This is a genomic window from Rhizobium centroccidentale (genome assembly GCF_030182565.1).
Classification (GTDB): domain Bacteria; phylum Pseudomonadota; class Alphaproteobacteria; order Rhizobiales; family Rhizobiaceae; genus Rhizobium.
Genome location: NZ_JAQJCG010000005.1, coordinates 190,573 through 208,036 on the forward strand (window position 1 = coordinate 190,573; position 17,464 = coordinate 208,036).

At 60.2% G+C, this 17,464-nt stretch carries 19 protein-coding genes; 5 read left to right on the plus strand and 14 right to left on the minus strand.

Features of this window, described 5'->3' with window-relative positions; translation table 11 throughout:
• Positions 1–346 precede the first annotated feature (346 nt).
• From PH562_RS09395 to trmFO, 4 genes are all read left to right on the plus strand, one after another.
• Positions 347–493 carry a DUF1127 domain-containing protein gene (locus PH562_RS09395; protein WP_015339702.1) on the plus strand — a complete coding sequence of 49 codons (147 nt, stop codon included), beginning with the start codon at positions 347–349 and terminating at the stop codon, positions 491–493.
• 305 nt (positions 494–798) lie between these two features.
• The gene (locus PH562_RS09400) at positions 799–942 is read left to right on the plus strand and encodes a DUF1127 domain-containing protein (RefSeq protein WP_015339701.1); all 144 of its coding nucleotides are present in this window, start codon (positions 799–801) and stop codon (positions 940–942) included.
• Positions 943–1,232: 290 nt separating this feature from the next.
• The gene (locus tag PH562_RS09405) at positions 1,233–1,589 is read left to right on the plus strand and encodes a VOC family protein (protein WP_285172762.1); all 357 of its coding nucleotides are present in this window, start codon (positions 1,233–1,235) and stop codon (positions 1,587–1,589) included.
• Between the two features lie 117 nt (positions 1,590–1,706).
• Positions 1,707–3,143 carry a methylenetetrahydrofolate--tRNA-(uracil(54)-C(5))-methyltransferase (FADH(2)-oxidizing) TrmFO gene (gene trmFO / locus PH562_RS09410; RefSeq protein WP_285172763.1) on the plus strand — a complete coding sequence of 479 codons (1,437 nt, stop codon included), beginning with the start codon at positions 1,707–1,709 and terminating at the stop codon, positions 3,141–3,143.
• 22 nt (positions 3,144–3,165) lie between these two features.
• Here the strand turns inward: trmFO and PH562_RS09415 are convergent, their stop codons facing one another.
• The 5 genes from PH562_RS09415 to yajC form a co-directional block, all read right to left on the minus strand.
• Positions 3,166–3,627 carry a hypothetical protein gene (locus PH562_RS09415; RefSeq protein ID WP_285172764.1) on the minus strand — a complete coding sequence of 154 codons (462 nt, stop codon included), beginning with the start codon at positions 3,625–3,627 and terminating at the stop codon, positions 3,166–3,168.
• A 77-nt stretch (positions 3,628–3,704) separates the two neighbouring features.
• A complete protein-coding gene (locus tag PH562_RS09420; RefSeq protein WP_285172765.1) occupies positions 3,705–4,565 on the minus strand; it encodes a phytoene/squalene synthase family protein in 861 nt (286 codons plus the stop codon).
• A gap of 16 nt (positions 4,566–4,581) precedes the next feature.
• Positions 4,582–4,968, minus strand: coding sequence for an Mth938-like domain-containing protein (locus tag PH562_RS09425; RefSeq protein WP_113233371.1), 387 nt, complete (start codon positions 4,966–4,968; stop codon positions 4,582–4,584).
• A gap of 4 nt (positions 4,969–4,972) precedes the next feature.
• A complete protein-coding gene (gene secDF, locus PH562_RS09430) occupies positions 4,973–7,516 on the minus strand; it encodes a protein translocase subunit SecDF (RefSeq protein WP_285172766.1) in 2,544 nt (847 codons plus the stop codon).
• Between the two features lie 158 nt (positions 7,517–7,674).
• Positions 7,675–8,022 carry a preprotein translocase subunit YajC gene (yajC, locus tag PH562_RS09435; protein ID WP_047634659.1) on the minus strand — a complete coding sequence of 116 codons (348 nt, stop codon included), beginning with the start codon at positions 8,020–8,022 and terminating at the stop codon, positions 7,675–7,677.
• 206 nt (positions 8,023–8,228) lie between these two features.
• On the opposite strand from yajC, the gene PH562_RS09440 reads away from it, so the two are divergent.
• Complete coding sequence (locus tag PH562_RS09440; protein WP_095436266.1) at positions 8,229–9,101, plus strand: ATP-binding protein; 873 nt, start codon at positions 8,229–8,231, stop codon at positions 9,099–9,101.
• 82 nt (positions 9,102–9,183) lie between these two features.
• On the opposite strand, the gene PH562_RS09445 is transcribed toward PH562_RS09440, so the two are convergent.
• The 9 genes from PH562_RS09445 to PH562_RS09485 all read right to left on the minus strand — a co-directional run bounded on the left by PH562_RS09445 (position 9,184) and on the right by PH562_RS09485 (position 17,462).
• Positions 9,184–10,875: a peptidoglycan DD-metalloendopeptidase family protein gene (locus PH562_RS09445; protein ID WP_285172767.1), complete on the minus strand. Its 1,692-nt coding sequence runs from the start codon at positions 10,873–10,875 to the stop codon at positions 9,184–9,186.
• Between the two features lie 169 nt (positions 10,876–11,044).
• Positions 11,045–11,698 (minus strand): protein-L-isoaspartate(D-aspartate) O-methyltransferase, encoded by a 654-nt coding sequence (locus PH562_RS09450; RefSeq protein ID WP_285172768.1) that lies wholly within the window; start codon positions 11,696–11,698, stop codon positions 11,045–11,047.
• 4 nt (positions 11,699–11,702) lie between these two features.
• Positions 11,703–12,467, minus strand: coding sequence for a 5'/3'-nucleotidase SurE (gene surE, locus PH562_RS09455; protein ID WP_113233367.1), 765 nt, complete (start codon positions 12,465–12,467; stop codon positions 11,703–11,705).
• A 15-nt stretch (positions 12,468–12,482) separates the two neighbouring features.
• The gene (gene serS, locus PH562_RS09460) at positions 12,483–13,766 is read right to left on the minus strand and encodes a serine--tRNA ligase (RefSeq protein WP_285172769.1); all 1,284 of its coding nucleotides are present in this window, start codon (positions 13,764–13,766) and stop codon (positions 12,483–12,485) included.
• A 106-nt stretch (positions 13,767–13,872) separates the two neighbouring features.
• Positions 13,873–14,694: a twin-arginine translocase subunit TatC gene (tatC, locus tag PH562_RS09465; protein ID WP_095434761.1), complete on the minus strand. Its 822-nt coding sequence runs from the start codon at positions 14,692–14,694 to the stop codon at positions 13,873–13,875.
• Entirely contained in the window at positions 14,691–15,416 is a 726-nt protein-coding gene (gene tatB / locus PH562_RS09470) for a Sec-independent protein translocase protein TatB (RefSeq protein ID WP_095434760.1), read from the minus strand. Before tatB ends, tatC begins: the two co-directional genes overlap by 4 nt.
• Before the next feature lie 55 nt (positions 15,417–15,471).
• Complete coding sequence (locus PH562_RS09475; protein WP_113233363.1) at positions 15,472–15,684, minus strand: twin-arginine translocase TatA/TatE family subunit; 213 nt, start codon at positions 15,682–15,684, stop codon at positions 15,472–15,474.
• Between the two features lie 244 nt (positions 15,685–15,928).
• Positions 15,929–16,621: an SMC-Scp complex subunit ScpB gene (gene scpB / locus PH562_RS09480; protein WP_285172834.1), complete on the minus strand. Its 693-nt coding sequence runs from the start codon at positions 16,619–16,621 to the stop codon at positions 15,929–15,931.
• 43 nt (positions 16,622–16,664) lie between these two features.
• On the minus strand, positions 16,665–17,462 hold the full coding sequence (locus tag PH562_RS09485) for a segregation and condensation protein A (RefSeq protein WP_285172835.1): 798 nt from the start codon (positions 17,460–17,462) through the stop codon (positions 16,665–16,667).
• Between the last annotated feature and the right edge of the window lie 2 nt (positions 17,463–17,464).

The window sequence follows — 17,464 nt, forward strand, 5'->3', positions numbered from 1 at the left end:
CAGTCGAGCGAAGATCCGCAGGCGGAAAACAGCCGATGCAGCCCTCCCCAAACAGCATGGCTGGCCAAAACATGGCCGAATGCCGGCAACAAATGGAAAGTACCTGCGAAAGCCAGGCATTGCCCGGAAGCGAGCCTCTCAAGCAGTTCTTCATTTGGCCGCGATATGCGCATAAAGCAGCCGCCATCTTAGGCAAATTACCCATAAGGCTTGCATATGACGCATAGGTGACATGAAGCTTTCGCGCTTTTAGTTTTCGCGGCGCAGCATATATTTAAATCCATTAGATCGACGACGGAACCAATCACGGAACTGCTCGATCCCTTGATCCTCGAAAGGGACTACAATGAACCTGACCCGCTCTTTCAACAACTGGCGCAAGTATCGTCAGACCGTTAACGAACTCGGCCGCATGAGCTCGCGTGAACTGCACGACCTCGGCATCGACCGCGCCGACATCCATCGCGTTGCCCGCGAAGCCACCGGCCGTTAACAGCCGGATAGGCTTCGCCCAACAGCGAAAGCCTTCTCAACGCCCGTTGCGGACCTCCGCGGCGGGCGTTCTTTTTTGCCTATTGACTGAGCAAGCGCAGCATAACCGATTCCACCGCGAGCTATTCCTTATCTGCAAAGCACACAAATTTTGAGCATCGACTACTTTTTGGGCGCCATATTGCACAAACGCATAGCAGACGCATCTTCTTTGCACTGCACAATCAGCATGTTCGCGCCTATATAGAGTGCAAGCGCTGAGGCGGTAATCGTACCGCCCGCAAACAAGATACCGAGGAAAAGATCATGAACCCGCTTCGCATTGCAAAGAACTGGATCAGCTACCGCCGTACTCTGAACGAACTTGGCAACCTCTCCAGCCAGACCCTTTCGGACATTGGCGTCAGCCGTTACGAAATCCGCAACATCGCTGCTCGTTCTTTCCGTTAATAGGAACGAACTGAGCAGACTGCCTCAAGACGGCGCCTTTCGGCGCCGTTTTTGATTCCGGCGATTACTAGAAGCTCCGTACAATTTAATCGCCTCGCAGAGCTTTCGTTAATCAATGGCGAGCCGCTCACCGCCCTTACCGCCTCGTATCATTGCCGCCAATCATACTGCACCACGGTAGCCATGTGCGCCGAATGGACATAGCCGCTGCCGCCATCACGCGCGTTCTTGGAACGGAACCGCCCCTTTCTCATTTACAGGTGGAAACCTCTTAAGCAGGGAGGCGGAGAATGCAGATTCTAGGAATTTACGCAGCACTCGCGACGGCAAGCATGGACAGGGCGGAGGCGTTTTATACGCGACTTTTCGAGCGAGGACCTGACGATCGTCCAATGGATGGCTTGATCCAATGGCGCAATGTCGCAGGCGCGAACATTCAAATCTTCTATGACAAGGAGAATGCGGGGTACGGCAGGCTAACCATTGTCGTGCCGAAAATGGAGGAAGCTCGCAAATCTCTCCAAGACTTTGGCGTGAAGCTCACGGGTGAATCGCAAGGCAACTATGGAAAGATCGCTCAATTGGCGGACCCTGACGGAAACCGCATCACTCTTGCAGAACCGCCCTCAAGGTCTTTCGATAGATAGCTCGCACTAAGCAGGCGGACGAGAGACTAAGGTTGCCATAAGACCGCCGCCCAGTTTTGCACGACATGCCTTAGCAAAGCATTGGATCGCCGGCCCGCCCGTGATAATGACGCGCGCATGACACAGATCACTTCTCACTCCCCCATTCACGTCATTGGTGGCGGCCTCGCCGGCTCGGAAGCCGCATGGCAGATCGCCAATGCCGGCGTACCCGTCATCCTGCATGAAATGCGCGGCGTACGCGGCACCGAAGCACACAAGACGGACGATCTTGCCGAGTTGGTGTGCTCCAATTCGTTCCGCTCAGACGATGCAACCAGCAATGCGGTCGGCGTCATCCATGCGGAAATGCGCATGGCCGGCTCGCTCATCATGGCATGCGCAGACAAGCACCAGGTGCCAGCCGGCGGCGCGCTTGCTGTCGATCGGGACGGCTTCTCGGCTGCGGTGACGCAGGCGATTGCAAATCACCCGCTGATCAACATCGTCCGCGAGGAGATTGAAGGCCTGCCGCCAAAGGAATGGGATCAGGCGATCATCGCCACCGGGCCGCTGACGGCGCCCGGCCTTGCGAGCGCCATCCAGGCCGAAACCGGGGCCGATGCGCTCGCCTTTTTCGATGCCATCGCTCCGATCGTCTACCGCGACAGCATCAACATGGACATTTGCTGGTATCAGTCGCGCTACGACAAGGTCGGCCCGGGTGGCACGGGCAAGGATTATATCAACTGCCCGATGGGGGAAGCCCAGTACAATGCCTTCGTCGATGCCCTGATCGCCGGCGATGCCGTCGGCTTCAAGGAATGGGAGGGTACGCCCTATTTCGACGGCTGCCTGCCGATCGAAGTCATGGCGGAGCGCGGGCGCGAAACACTGCGCCACGGGCCGATGAAGCCGATGGGGCTCACCAATGCCCATAATCCCACGGTCAAGGCCTATGCCGTCGTACAGCTACGCCAGGACAATGCGCTCGGCACGCTCTACAACATGGTCGGTTTCCAGACGAAGCTGAAATACGGCGCGCAGGCGGAGATCTTCCGCCTAATTCCCGGTCTCGAAAATGCAGAATTCGCCCGCCTCGGCGGCCTGCACCGCAATACCTACATCAACTCGCCGACCCTGCTCGACCGCTCGCTGGTCTTGAAGTCGCGTCCGGGCCTGCGTTTCGCCGGCCAGATCACAGGCTGCGAAGGCTATGTCGAGAGCGCCAGCATCGGCCTGCTCGCCGGCCGTTTCGCCGCAGCGGAGCGGAAGGGCGAAGCACCGTCGCTGCCGCCGGATACCACGGCGCTCGGCTCATTGCTGAACCACATCACCGGTGGCCACATCGTCTCCGACGAGGAGCCCGGCAAGCGTTCCTTCCAGCCGATGAACATCAATTTCGGGCTTTTTCCGGAGCTGGAGCCAGGCTCGATCGTCAAGCCGGAAGGTGTCAAACGCTTTCGCGGCAAGGACAAGACCATCATGAAGCGCCAGCTCATCGCCAAGCGAGCGCTTGCCGATTGCGCCGGATGGCTGGGCATGCAGACGCCGGTCCTCGCGGAGAGCGCCTAACCGTCCCGAGCTTTCGGGATTTTCAAGCCTTGGCCGGCGACGCCTGCTCCTGCAGCTTGGCGTCGTCACCCGCCACATAATTGCCGAGCAGCCAGAGCGACACTTCCGCGGCTTCGGTAGGCGTCTTGAATTCGAACGTGCCGTTGTGGTGGGGCGCATCCAGAAAATCGACGGTCAAGCCGCGACCGGTTCCCGAGATCTTGGCATGCGCCCGGCCGGGCTCGATCAGATGGACACTGAAGTGATTGCGCACATTGCGCATGAAGCCCGCCTTGTCGTCGTGCAGCCGCACGAAGACCGCCTGCCCGTCGGCCGTCGTCTGCAACTGGCGGATCGCCTCGGTCGGAAAGGCGCGGCCGAACTCCAGAATGGCGAGGCCGGTATCGTGCAAGCCGTCTTCCTTGTTCTGCGATGCCATACGCGTTGCGTAATAGGCAATGAAGATGACGATCGCGAACAATATGCACCAGACGATAATACCCATGGCAACTCCCCCTGAAATGCAAATTCAGTGCCCGGCATTCTTCATACTGGGCCAGACTTGCGCGAGCTTGTCGTATTTTAGATTTTCTTTGTGATCGACGCTATCGCCATGCGCAGCTGCCGGCGCCATTGCGGCATCGCCAGGGAATGATCGAAGATGCCGGCACCGAGCTTCTGTGCCTTCCTCAAGACAGGCTCGGCCAAGGTGACGGGTAGAAACGCCGGAAACACGACCTGTGGTATTGCACCTGCCGCCCTCGCTTTGGCGAGATGCTCGCGACCGAGACCGGCGAAGGCCTCGATCGCCGCGGAAATGCGTGGCTTGTCTTTACCCGCGAGAAAACTGTCGCGATTGAGCCCGGTCGCCGAGAGAATCTCCAGCGGAAGGTACACCTGCCCGCGATGGCGATTAAGCGGCATCAGAAGCAGCAAGCCGGCGATTGCCTGCGCGACGCCGGCATGGCCGGCGGCGTCGGCGGAGCGCTTCGCCTCATCGGCCGACAAGACCAGGCTTGCAAGCTGGATCAGGGCCGAAGCCGTCTCGCCGGCATAGCCTTCCAAGCTGCTGCGGCTCTCCATGGGATCGTCGTAGAGATCGAAGATGCGGGCATCGATCATGTCGATCAGTGTCTGGCGCGGCAGGCGATATTGCTCGATCGCTGTCAAAAGCTCGGAGGCCAGAGGATTCGCCTCGCTCGAGCCGTGGGACTGCCCCTCGAGAAGATCGCGCCAATACTGCATGCGCACCTCGCCGGGCAGCGGCTCATGGACAAGATCGCGAATACGGGCCAACTCGGCGTTAAAGGCATAGAGCGCGGCCAGCGCAGGACGCTTCTCTTCCGGCGCCAGCAGGCAGGCGAGATAGCGGTCGCGATCGGTGTCGCGAAGCGTGGCGAGGCAGATGTCCCGGTTGCTCCGAGGCGCAGCTGATGTCGTCATACTCTTGGATCCGACGTCAGACGGCGATCAGCGCCGCAGCCACGGCGCGCGATTCGGACAGCATGATGTTGAAGGTACGCACCGCCGCCCCGGTGCTCATCGGGTCGGAGGAAATCTGCTTTGCGCGCAAGGCAGCCTTCAGCTCGGCCGGCAGCGGGCGCAGTTCCGTACCGGTGCCGACGAGCAGCACTTCGATCTCGGCAGCTTCATCGAGCACTTTCTGGAAGCGGTCCGACGTCAGCGCATCGCCCTGAAGCATGTCCCAGCCATAGATGCCCGAGGGTAGGCAGAGCAGAGAGCCACGATGCGACATGTCGGCAAAGCGGAAGCCGCCATTGCCGTAAGCGTCGATCGGTGCGCGGCCCGGGAAGTGCGCGTTTCGAATTTCTATACCTTTAGCCACTGTATCACACCGCTGGTTTGCCTGACTGGATGTTGCCGGCCGCGGGTCCATTGCTTTCGCCGCCGGTCTGGAACTTGTCCGGGCGCAGCTTGAACAGGATCAGCACGGGCGCCGCAATATAAATCGACGAAAAAGTGCCGACAGCGACGCCGAAAAGCAGGACGAAGGTGAAGGCACGGATCACCTCGCCGCCGAAGATGTAGAGGGCGAGCAGCGCCAGAAGCGTCGTCGCCGATGTCAGAATGGTACGAGATAATGTCTGATTGATGGAGGCATCGATCAGAATCGGCAGCGGCATCTGCGAATAGCGCTTCAAATTCTCGCGCATGCGGTCATAGACGACGACGGTGTCGTTCAGAGAGTAGCCGACGATAGTGAGGATCGCGGCGATGCTCGTCATGTTGAATTCCATGCCTGATAGCACGAAGAGGCCGAGCGTCAGGATGACATCGTGCAGCGTTGCGATGATGGCGCCGACGGCAAACTGCCATTCGAATCGTACCCATATGTAGATAAGGATTGCCGCCAGAGCCGCCAGGACGGCGAGGGAAGCCGTGGTGGTGATCTCGCCCGATACGGCTGGACCGACCACTTCGACGCGGGCGAAATTGTAGTCCTTGCCCAGCTCGTCCTGAACGAGCGAGACGGCGGATTGCTCGGCGTTTTCACCGCCCTCCTGCGCATGAACACGGATCACTGCACCAAGACGATCGGCAAGCCGCTCGACGCGCACGTCGCCCGGAATGACGGCGTCGAGACGTGTTTGAATGTCGACGGGATCGGCAACGCCCTGTTTGGCCCGGACCTCGATGATCGATCCGCCGGCAAAATCGATGCCGAGGTGCATGCCAACCGTCGCGAAGGCAATGAGCGTAATGACGGACAGGGCGGCGGAGACCGTAAACGTATAGCGGCGGATACCCATGAAGCGGATATTGGCATTGTCGAAAATGCCGCTGCGCACGCCAACAAGCAAAGTGCGTGGCTTGCGGCGCGAGATCCACATATTCACCAGCGACCGTGTGACGAAGCATGAAGTGAAGAAGGTGGTGACGACACCCGCCATCAACGTGGCGGCAAAGCCGCGCACTGCGCCGGTGCTTGCGTAGAAGAGAATGGCCGCGACGATCAGAACCGTCAGATTGGCGTCGGCGACGGTCGCAGCCGCGCGGTTGAAGCCATGGCGCAGCGCATCGACGAGAAGATGGGTCTTCTTTTCCTCTTCACGCACGCGCTCGTAGATCAGCACCAGCGCGTCGAGGCCGATGCCGATGATGAGGACGATGGCTGCGACGCCCGGCAGGGTGAGCGTAATGCCGAGAAGGCCCATGAGCGCTGCGACCATGACCATGTTGATGACGAGTGAGATGGTCGCGATGATGCCGAGCAGGCGGTAGAAGCCGATCATCAGTGCGGCGACGAAGACCGCAGCGGCAATACAGGCAATCAGGCCATAACGCGCCGTTTCGCCGCCGAGGCCCGGCTGAATAGTCCGCTCCTCGACCGTCGTCAGCGTCGCAGGCAGTGGTCCGCTCTTGACCATGACGGCCAGATCCTGTGCGCCCTGGGCGGTGAAATCACCGGGAACGTCGATCTCGCCTGTTGCGATGACCGTCTTCAGAGAGGCCGCGGAGATGACCTGATCGTCAAGCACCACAACGATGATCCTGCCGAGATTGCTGGCCGTCGATTGCGCAAAGCGATGGGTCGCCTCCGGCGTCAGCTTGACTGAGACCGTGCCTTCGCCTTTCTGATTGTCAACGACCGCGACTGCATCGGAAAAATCAATGTTTGAGAGCAGCGGCTGCCGCTGTACCAGATAACCCACAGGCGGATCGTCTTCGGAAAACAGCACATCGGATCCAGCCGGCGGCTGCTTGTCCATGGCGTCCTGGACCGACATCGACTGATCGATAAGGCGGAAGCTGAGTTTGGCCGGCTGGCCGAGAAGGTTCTTCAGCCGCTGCGCATCGGCAAGATCTGGCACCTGCACGACGATGCGGTCAGATCCCTGCCGGCGGATTAGAGGCTCGCCTACCCCGAGCTGTGCGATGCGGGCGTGGATGACCTTCATCGCGCGTGCGATCGCCGATGACACATGGCTATTGATATCGGCATCGGTGATATCGAGCGTCAGCGCGCCGTTGTCACCCTGAGACAGGACCACGGACGGCTTATCCGGTCCTGATGTCAACGGTTGCAGTGCCGTCAAGGCCGTTTGGACCTGCGAGGGATCGTTGATGCGAAGCTGAATCTTACGGCCGGTGCCGGTGAGGCCCGAATAGGCGACATTGACCGTACGCAATCGGGTCGCGATATCGCCGACGATGCTTTCCAGGCGATCCTTCTCGACATCGCCCCGTTCGATCTTCAACAGCAGATGCGATCCGCCGCGAAGATCGAGGCCAAGCTCGATCTTTCGATGCGCCCACCATGTCGGAACGGATGAAAGTGCGCGCCCGCCAAGCAGATTGGGAGCGGCCAGAAGCACGCTCAAGAGAACGACGAACCAAATCAGGGCGGTCTTCCACCAGGAGACGTGCAGCATCGCTCTCTCGAATTAGGGCTTCCCTACCGCGCCCTCCCTTTCGACCGAAAATGCAAAGGGCGCAGTAACACCTTGAATTTGTGCACAATCCTTCAAGAAAGTCGATCTCGAATTTCGAGGACGCACAGCGGCGGCTAGAGCCGCCTTTCGAAGGAGCCTTACGCGGCGTCCGCCTTGACGGGCTCACCCTTGACGCGAACCTCGGAAATGGCGCTGCGGACAACGCGGATGCGCACCCCTTCAGCGATCTCGACTTCCAGTTCCTTTTCGTCGATGACCTTGGTGACCTTGCCGACGATGCCGCTGGTGACGATCTGATCACCGCGGCGGATGTTCTTCAGGATCTCGTCACGCTTCTTCGCCTGCGCGCGCTGCGGACGGATGAGAAGGAAATACCAAACGACCATCAGCGGCACAAACAGGATGATCATTTCAAAGCCGGAACCGCCGAAGGCACTCGCGGCCGAATCTGTCGCGCTCTGCGCATATGCGTTGGTGATAAACATCGAAAACTCCCTTGAATTCCGAGCGGGAACGCGCCCCGCGTCGGGTGGCCGGAATATAGTTACGCGTATGGCGAATGCAACAAAAACAGCCGTCAACCGTACCGTTTTCCCGGTCTGTTAGCCTTTCACCCCCCAAAGGAGCATGATACCCGGCAAGACAGCGCGCGCATTTTACGACTTTCTTGTTCAATATTCAGGAGGAAACGGTGACTGAAGACCAAAACGCCCTGATACTTGCCGAAGTCCGTCGCCTGGCCGACGCTGTCGAGCGCCTGGCCGGGCCAGCCCCGGCCGTCAACGACTGGAACGCCGCCGACTGCTTCGTCTGGGCCCCTGCCCGGCTTTATCTGCAGCCGGTGCCACGGCCGAACCGTGTGGCGCTGACCCTCATCCGCGGCGTCGATCACGTGCGCGACATCCTGCACGAAAACACGCTTCGTTTTGCCGAAGGTTTCGCGGCCAACAACGTGCTGCTCTGGGGCGCGCGCGGCATGGGCAAATCCTCGCTCGTCAAAGCGGTGCATGAAGATGTGCGTCGGGCGACAGGCGTGTCGCTGAAGCTGATCGAAGTCCATCGCGAAGACATTTCCTCGCTGCCGGTGCTGCTCGATATCCTGAAGGCAACGCCGCATCGCATCATCATCTTCTGCGACGACCTCTCCTTCGATCATGACGATACTGCCTATAAGTCGCTGAAGGCGGCATTGGACGGTGGCGTCGAGGGCCGGCCCGATAATGTGCTGTTCTATGCGACATCCAACCGTCGGCACCTGCTGCCGCGCCATATGATGGAAAACGAGCAATCGACCGCGATCAATCCCTCGGAAGCCGTCGAGGAAAAGGTCTCGCTCTCCGATCGCTTCGGTCTCTGGCTCGGTTTCCACAAATGCAGCCAGGAAGACTATCTGCAGATGATCGATGCCTATGCCGATCACTTCAAGCTCGATCTCGACCGCGCCCAGATGCATCACGAGGCGCTTGAATGGGCGACGACCCGCGGCGCCCGTTCTGGTCGCGTCGCATGGCAATATATTCAGGATCTCGCCGGCCGATTGCGCATCGTGCTGGAACGGGATTGATCCTGGATCGATCAACATCGCCATAAATGACAAAAAGCCCGGCTGTGACCGGGCTTTTTGCAGAGTCCTTGAGACGCACTACCTATTCAAGGAACGTCATTGGGTTGACCGGAGCCGAATTCTTGCGGACTTCGAAGTGCAGCTGCGGCTGGCTGACATTGCCGCTCATGCCCGACGTCGCCAGCGTCTGGCCACGCTGGACCTTCTGGCCGCGGCTGACGTTCAGTGCATCCGCGTGGCCATAGACCGTGACAGTGCCGTCGTCGTGGCGAACGAGGACCGTGTTGCCCAGCTCCTTCAGGCCGTTGCCGGCATAGATGACAACGCCGTTTTCGGCCGCCTTGATCGGCGTGCCCTCTGGAACCGAGATGTCGATGCCGTCGTTGCGGCTGCCATTGACGTTGGCGCCATAGCTGGCGACGACGGCGCCGCGAACCGGCCAGCGATATTTGCCGATGCCGGTCGCCTCGGGCGCATCGGCCTGCGCATCCGACTTTGCCGCATCGTTGATGGACTGGCTCGGCGAAGCGGAGGCAACTTCCTTCGGCTTGGCAGGGGCATCCGCTGCCGCATCGGCATGGGCAACCGCCTTGGGTGCCTGCTTGGCAATCGGATCGGCGGCGGCCTGCTTCGGCTCGACGGGGAGAGCACCCGGCTTGGCCGATGCCTTCTGCGGCTCGATCGAAGCGGTCTTCACCGGATCTGCGGCAGCGACGCCACCGTGCGGCAAGGCGAGCGCCTGACCGATGCGAATGCTGTCGCCTGCCTGCATGTTGTTCGCACGCTTCAGTTCGGCGACGGAAACACCGCTTTCCTTGGCAATTCTCGCCAGCGAGTCACCTGGCTTGACGACATAGGTGCCCTTCGGCGCCGGCCCCTTGCCATTACCGGCTGCGAGCTTATTGGGATCGGCAAGGCCAGCCTGAGCCTTGCCGCGCATCTGGTTTCCGGAAGGCAATGCGAGCGCTTCCTGCTGTGGCGCCTTGGCCGGACCGGGCATCTTGCCGCCCTTGGAAAGATCCGTCGCTTCAGCGGCCATCTTGGCTGGACCTGAGACACCGGCCCCATTCATCGTCGGGATGATGATCTGCTGGCCTGGCTGCGCGGCAGCGCCATTGCGCAGGCCGTTCGCGCGCAGGATTTCCTTTTCCGGAACGCCATAGCGGCGCGATAGCAGCGCAATATTTTCACCCTGATGCAGCGTTACGCTCGGAGCATTGACCGTCGTCCAGCCCGGAGACATCTGCTGCGCGGCGGCGGTCTTGATCGTGCCCGTCGACATGGTGTCGGGAGCAAGTGCCGGCGCGGCGCGGGAACCATTGCCACGCGATGAGGGGAACGGCTGCGCGAGCGCTTCGGCTTGCCCTTGCGATACCGCGCGAGAGCGACCGGCATTGGCGGAAGCGCTGGGAGGAGCGAGATCGGTGCGCTGAATTGCGACAGGAGCGGTCGAAGCCCGTGCGCTGGAATAAGACGGATTATAACGAGCCGGAGAATTCGGATAGGGCTGCGACACCGGCGCGCTCTGTTGCGAGTAATCCTGCTGGCCGTAGCCGCCCGCCTGGGCGACGTCGGCCCGAGGCACCGGATCCCCGTTCGGACCATTGAGACCGCGACGATTGATCGAACCGGTCGTTACATTGTCCGTCTTGTTGAAAAGACCGCTGAAGCGGGTCGTGTCCGAACTGCAAGCTGTGGCAGTGCTCGCCAGAAGAACGGCCACCAGGACTTTCCCTGCCGATTTGCTGACGTTTGAAGAAAGACTGAAACCCATGACTCGACCCACTTAAGACGCAACCGATTATGGGTCGATTAAAGCGCGTTAATCTTACCATGCGGTTAAAGCACTGGTGTCGCATGTGTTTTTTTGAGGAATTGCTAACCATAGAGAATGAAACGGCACCAATCGCCCGTTTCATAGGGGCATCAGCGCGATTTGAGCCTCAAAGATAGGAGGCGAGCATGGGCACGATGGGCTGGTAGGGAACGTCGAATAATTCTTCGCGCTCGAATCGGCTTCCCGTCTTCGTCAGTCGCACCAGACGACACGTATGCTCGTCGACGATAAGCGGGGCTATCATCGAGCCGCCGGACACCAGCTGTTCGGCATAGAAGCGCGGCATTGTCGTGAAAGCTGCCGTCACCAGGATACGGTCGAAGGTGCCCTCGCCCGGCAGGCCGGCGCTGCCGTCTGCCTGGCGGATGATAACGTTGCGCAGCCCGAGCGTATCCATGCGCTGCTGCGCCGATGTCGTCAGCGTCTTGTAGCGATCGACTGTCAGCACGCGCTCGACGATTCGTCCCATGACAGCGGCCGTGAAACCGCTTCCCGTGCCGATCTCGAGAACGCGATGACCAGGCTTGATCTTCAAGCCATGGAGAATACGCACCACAAGATCGATGCCTTCCATGAAGGCGCCGCAATCGATCGGAATTGTCCGGCTGGAATAGGCATCATCGGCAAATTGCGCCGGCACGAAAGGCAGGCGCGGCGTCTGCTCGACCGCCGTCATCAGGTCGATGTCCAATATGCCCTCCGCCCGCAGCCGCAACACCACGGCCGCAAAGCCTTCCTTTTCCACCAAACGAGGTGTCAATCCGCTACTCCATACCGAGCGCCCGCGCCACGCGGTCTTGCGCCGAATAATCCGTCAAATCGAGTTTCAAAGGCGTTACCGAAATACGATTTTGTTTCAACGCCTGAATATCGGTCCCTGGACGGAAGATGCCGCTCCGCTCACCGAAGCGAAGCCAATAATAAGGGAAGCCGCGACCATCGGCTCGCTCCTCGACCTGCACGTTGAAGGCAAGATTGCCCTGTGCGGTCACTTCCGCTCCGTCGACCTCGTCGGGACGGCAATTCGGAAAATTCAGGTTGAGGAAGGTCCCGTCAGACAGATCGACGTTCATGAGCTTGTTAAGCAAAGCTGGAGCATGTGCTTCTGCCACTTCCCAGGGCACGACGCGCGCGCCGTTTTCATAGAGATAGGCCTGGCTCAACGCAAAGGAGCGCACGCCTTGCAGCGTGCCCTCGATGGCACCGGCGATAGTGCCGGAATAGGTGACGTCGTCGGCAACGTTGGAGCCGGAATTCACGCCCGAAAGCACGAGGTCCGGCTTGATATCCAAGACCTTGCGGATCGCCATGATGACGCAATCGGTCGGCGTTCCCCTGAGTGCATAATGCTTATCGGAGACCTTGCGCATACGCAACGGCTCGGAAAGGCTCAATGAGTGGGCAAGGCCGCTCTGATCCGTCTCCGGCGCGACGACCCAGACGTCATCAGACAGAGTGCGGGCGATGCGCTCCAATGCCGCCAGACCTTCGGCGTGAATGCCGTCATCATTGGTCAGAAGAATACGCATCGCCCCACCACCTGATTATGCTGCTTTTTCGATCCTCTTCAGACCACCCATATATGGCAGGAGTGCGTCGGGGACAGTGACCGAGCCGTCGGCATTGAGATAATTCTCAAGCACTGCGATCAGGCAGCGGCCGACCGCCGTTCCCGAACCGTTCAGCGTGTGGACGAACTTGGTGTTCTTATCGTCCTTGCCGCGATAGCGGGCATTCATGCGCCGTGCCTGGAAATCTCCACAGACCGAGCAGGACGAAATCTCGCGATAGGTATCCTGTCCCGGCAGCCAGACTTCGAGGTCGTAGGTCTTGCGGGCGCCGAAGCCCATATCGCCGGTCGACAGCGTCATGACGCGATAATGCAGGCCGAGGCGCTTCAGCACCTCTTCCGCGCAAGCCGTCATCCGCTCATGCTCGGCAATGGAGCTTTCCGCATCGGTGATCGATACCAGCTCGCATTTCCAGAACTGATGCTGGCGCAGCATGCCGCGCGTGTCGCGGCCGGCAGAGCCGGCTTCCGAGCGGAAGGATGGCGTTAGAGCCGTGAAGCGAAGCGGCAGCTTCTCTTGATCAAGGATCTCGCCAGAAACGAGATTGGTCAACGAAACCTCCGCCGTCGGGATCAGCCAGCGACCGTCCGTGGTCCTGAAGGAATCCTCGGAAAATTTCGGCAGCTGGCCGGTTCCGAACATCGCCTCGTCGCGTACCATCAGCGGTGCGCTGACTTCGGTGTAGCCGTGCTCGCTGGTGTGCAGATCAAGCATGAACTGACCAAGCGCGCGCTCAAGACGGGCAAGCTGAGCGGTCAGCACCGTGAAGCGCGAGCCGGAAAGCTTTGCCGCGCGCTCGAAATCCATATAGCCGAGCGCTTCGCCGATCTCGAAATGCTCTTTCGGCTCATGATTCCAGGTTGGCTTGGCGCCCCAGACATGCTTGACGACGTTGTCGTGCTCGTCCTTGCCGGCGGGCACGTCCTCGAGCGGTATGTTCGGAATGCGCGACAGCACATCATTGAGCTCGGCCGTCAGCCTGCGCTCTTCCTCTTCCGCAGCCGGAAGCGAGACCTTGATGTCGGCAACCTCCGCCTTCAGCTTTTCGGCAAGCTCGCTGTTCTTCTGCGCCATTGCCGCGCCGATCTCCTTAGAGGCGGCGTTGCGGCGGGACTGCATGTCCTGGACGGATTGAATGACGGAGCGGCGCTTCTCGTCGAGCGCTATGAGGCTTTGCGACAGAGGCTCCGCACCGCGCTTGGCAAGCGCTGCATCAAAAGCCTCGGCATTCTCACGAATCCATCTGATATCAAGCATCTTCGTTCCAGGTCGTTTGACATAAGTACAACTCCGACCGAGGCTTCGGTCGGAGGTCGAACCGGCAAATACCTGAGAAATGAGGCGAAGGCCTCCCGCCTGGACGTTAATCCGTCTTGGCGATATCGGAACTTCCGCCACTCTCTTCGAGCGCTTGCCGGGTACGCTGGCGTTCTACGAGTCGCGCCGCGTAGATGGAAATCTCGTAGAGAAGGATTGTCGGCAGTGCAAGGCCGATCTGGGACATCGGGTCCGGCGGCGTCAGCACGGCAGCGACGATGAAGGCGAAAACGATGGCAAACTTGCGCTTTTCCGCGAGCCAGGCAGACGTCAGCAAGCCGACACGTGCCAGCAGCGTCGTGATGACGGGAAGCTGGAATACGAGCCCGAAAGAGAAGACCAGCGTCATGATGAGGCTCAGATATTCCGAGACCTTCGGCATCAGCGCGATGCCGACCTGACCGTCACCACCCGTCTGCTGCATCTTCAGGAAGAACCACATCACCATGGGCGTGAAGAAGAAATAGACGAGTGCTGCCCCCATGAGGAAAAGCACGGGCGAAGCGATCAAAAACGGCAGAAAGGCATTGCGCTCGTTCTTATAGAGGCCGGGCGCGACGAACTTGTAGATCTGCGAAGCGATGATCGGGAAGGAAATCACCAGGGCGCCGAACATGGCGACCTTCACCTGGGTGAAGAAGAACTCCTGTGGCGCGGTGTAGATCAGCTCTGACTTCGCGAGATCGAGATGAGCCCATTCGACGGCCCATTTATAAGGATAGACCAGATAATTGAAGAGATGCTTCGCCACTGCGAAACAGCCAATGAAGGCAATGAAAAAAGCCACGAGCGACCAGATGAGCCGTGTGCGCAATTCCATAAGGTGTTCGATAAGCGGTTGCGGCTTATCGTCGATGTCACCCGTCATGCCTGGTCCTTCTTCCTGGGCGTTTTAGGCGTCGCCTTGCTGGCTGTCGCAGTCGGACGCTTCCTGGGAGCTGGGGGCGTCTTCTCTACGGCAGCAGCGACCGCGACCTTGCGCGGGGCTCGCTTTGGTTTTTCCGTGACGACGGGCGTCTGGACGGCGGCAGCCGCAACATCCTCGGTCTTGGCCGGGGCCTTGGCGCGAGGCTTGCGAGCGGCCTTCGGCGTCTTTGCAGCGTCACTCACAGCGGCCACCGGCTGCGGAACGGCTGCGGACACCGCCTCTGGAGCCGCCGCCGGCGACGGATTGCTCGAAGCGGCAGGCATTGTGGACGTGGCCGCAAGTGCTTCCGGCAGGCCGGACGAGACGCCCGGAACCGGCTCGGACGGCAATGGTGTCGCGGCCGGGGCTGCTTTGTCCGGCGTTGCCGCACGCTGCAGATCTGCCTTTATCTCATTGCCCATTTCCCGCAGCGGGTTCATGGCTTCCCGCAGCGAGTTGACCGGATTGAGCTTCTGCGCATCGGCGATCGTCTGGCGCACATCGTCCAGATCCGCCTCGCGCATGGCTTCATCGAACTGAGCGCGGAATTCGCCAGCGACCTTCCTGGCCCGCGCCGTCATCTTACCGATGGTCCGCAATGTCGACGGCAACTCCTTGGGGCCAATCACCACCAAGGCCACGACGCCAATAACCACCAGCTCGGACCAGCCTATATCGAACATGCAAAGGCTCCTGGGCCTGCGGCAAACCTTTTAGTTTGACGCCTGCCGGACATGATTACTTCGTTTCGTCAGCCTTGTGCTCGACCGTGCGGGACGTCGTCGCCGACGTCGGCTGCGCCGAAGTATCCTCGTCGTCGTTCATGCCCTTCTTGAAGCTCTTGATGCCCTTGGCGACGTCACCCATCAGCTCCGGGATCTTTCCACGGCCGAACAACAACAGCGCGATGGCCAGGACGATGAGCCAGTGCCATATGCTTAGAGAACCCATTGCTTTAACTCCCAATTACAGTGTCTTTTCGATGTAAGACGTTTGCGGATGTTTTTCAAACACGAAAATGTAGTGCATCCACGTATATCGGGATGACGAACGCCGATGCGGGCGCCCAAACGTCTCCAAGCCGAGAGGATGATTGTTATATTCGCACCCGCTGATGGCAAAAGAGAGACTTTGCCGGCGGTTTCGCGAAAATCTGCAGATAGGGCTGCAACCCATTATGCGCGCCAGCCAACATTCAATCGCTGGAACTTGCGCCGCTTGGCGGCAGGATGCCGAGTTCCTCCAGATCCAGCTGCGTGATCGGATCTTCATCCTCGGTGAGTTCGTCACTCATCAATGGCGAGGGAATATTGAAATTGGCAGGAATCCGGCCGGAGAGCAGCCCTGCCCCCTTCAATTCTTCGAGACCAGGTAGATCCCGCAGCTCTTCGAGACCGAAATGATCGAGGAAATCGCGCGTTGTGCCAAGCGTCACCGGCCGCCCCGGCGTGCGGCGACGGCCGCGGAAGCGGACCCAGCCAGACTCCATCAGCACGTCGAGCGTACCCTTGGAGGTCTGTACACCCCTGATATCCTCGATCTCTGCGCGTGTGACGGGCTGGTGATAGGCGATAATGGCTAGCACCTCGAGTGCCGCGCGCGACAGCTTGCGCACCTCGCTCTCGTCGCGCCGGATTACGAAGGAAAGATCTGCGGCCGTGCGGAAGGCCCAGGCACCATCCACCTGAACGAGATTGACGCCGCGCAAGGCGTAATCGGCCTTGAGCTTCTGCATGACGGCGGGAATATCGACCCCGCGCGCCACCCGCTCGGCGATAAACGCCTCGGAGACCGGCTGGGCCGAGGCAAAGACCAATGCTTCGGCGATCCGCTCGGCCTCGCTCAGCCGACGATCGTCAACATCGGGCGTCTCCGCCTCGTGCTCCACATGCTGCTGCTCGTCGTCCGGTTCCGTCACGCGCTTCCCTGCCCTATTCCGCTGCTTCCAGCGACGAATGCTTCGGCCCGCGCCGCATGTAAAGCGGCTGAAACGCGCCTTCCTGACGAATTTCCAGCTGTCCCTCGCGCACCAGCTCCAGCGATGCCGCAAAAGCGCTGGCAATTGCCGTAACCCGCTCGCTTGAAGTCGTCATGTAGCTCAGCAGGTAATGTTCCAGGGCCGTCCAATCGGTGATTTCGCCGATCATCCGGTCCAGAATAACGCGGGCATCGGCCAGCGACCAGACACGGCGCTTCTCGATCGTTACCTGGGTCACGGCCTGACGCTGACGCAGGCTCGCATAGGCGGTGAGCAGATCATAGAGGCTAGCGTCGAAGGCGGATTGACGTCGATCCGGAATATGTTCCGGCGCGCCACGCGCGAAGATATCGCGGCCGAGGCGGTTGCGATTGACGAGATCGGTGGCGGCATCGCGCATGGCTTCCAGGCGCTTCAGGCGGAAGGCGAGCGTCGCCGCCATCTCCTCGCCGGTTGGCCCGTCTTCCTTGCTCTGCTGCGGGATCAGCAGCTTGGATTTGAGATAGGCGAGCCACGCCGCCATGACGAGATAATCGGCCGCAAGCTCGATGCGGATGCGCCGGGCACTCTCGATGAACTGAAGATACTGCTCGGCCAGCGCCAGAACGGAGATACGGGACAGATCGACCTTTTGGGTGCGCGCCAGATGCAGCAGCAGATCGAGCGGTCCTTCGAAGCCGGCAAGGTCGACGACAAGCGACGGCTCGTGCGAGCCGCGCTGCGTCTCGCCCTCCTGCCAGAGCTTGTCCATCG

Excerpts from the sequence above, each read along its gene's own strand:
- surE (WP_113233367.1), bottom strand. The coding sequence starts at position 12,467 with ATGCGTATTCTTCTGACCAATGATGACGGCATTCACGCCGAAGGTCTG.
- tatB (WP_095434760.1), bottom strand. The coding sequence starts at position 15,416 with ATGTTCGATATAGGCTGGTCCGAGCTGGTGGTTATTGGCGTCGTGGCC.
- PH562_RS09445 (WP_285172767.1), bottom strand. The coding sequence starts at position 10,875 with ATGGGTTTCAGTCTTTCTTCAAACGTCAGCAAATCGGCAGGGAAAGTC.
- PH562_RS09475 (WP_113233363.1), bottom strand. The coding sequence starts at position 15,684 with ATGGGTTCTCTAAGCATATGGCACTGGCTCATCGTCCTGGCCATCGCG.
- yajC (WP_047634659.1), bottom strand. The coding sequence starts at position 8,022 with ATGTTTATCACCAACGCATATGCGCAGAGCGCGACAGATTCGGCCGCG.
- tatC (WP_095434761.1), bottom strand. The coding sequence starts at position 14,694 with ATGACGGGTGACATCGACGATAAGCCGCAACCGCTTATCGAACACCTT.
- PH562_RS09395 (WP_015339702.1), top strand. The coding sequence starts at position 347 with ATGAACCTGACCCGCTCTTTCAACAACTGGCGCAAGTATCGTCAGACC.
- PH562_RS09405 (WP_285172762.1), top strand. The coding sequence starts at position 1,233 with ATGCAGATTCTAGGAATTTACGCAGCACTCGCGACGGCAAGCATGGAC.
- PH562_RS09420 (WP_285172765.1), bottom strand. The coding sequence starts at position 4,565 with ATGACGACATCAGCTGCGCCTCGGAGCAACCGGGACATCTGCCTCGCC.
- PH562_RS09400 (WP_015339701.1), top strand. The coding sequence starts at position 799 with ATGAACCCGCTTCGCATTGCAAAGAACTGGATCAGCTACCGCCGTACT.
- PH562_RS09485 (WP_285172835.1), bottom strand. The coding sequence starts at position 17,462 with ATGGACAAGCTCTGGCAGGAGGGCGAGACGCAGCGCGGCTCGCACGAG.
- serS (WP_285172769.1), bottom strand. The coding sequence starts at position 13,766 with ATGCTTGATATCAGATGGATTCGTGAGAATGCCGAGGCTTTTGATGCA.
- PH562_RS09415 (WP_285172764.1), bottom strand. The coding sequence starts at position 3,627 with ATGGGTATTATCGTCTGGTGCATATTGTTCGCGATCGTCATCTTCATT.
- secDF (WP_285172766.1), bottom strand. The coding sequence starts at position 7,516 with ATGCTGCACGTCTCCTGGTGGAAGACCGCCCTGATTTGGTTCGTCGTT.
- trmFO (WP_285172763.1), top strand. The coding sequence starts at position 1,707 with ATGACACAGATCACTTCTCACTCCCCCATTCACGTCATTGGTGGCGGC.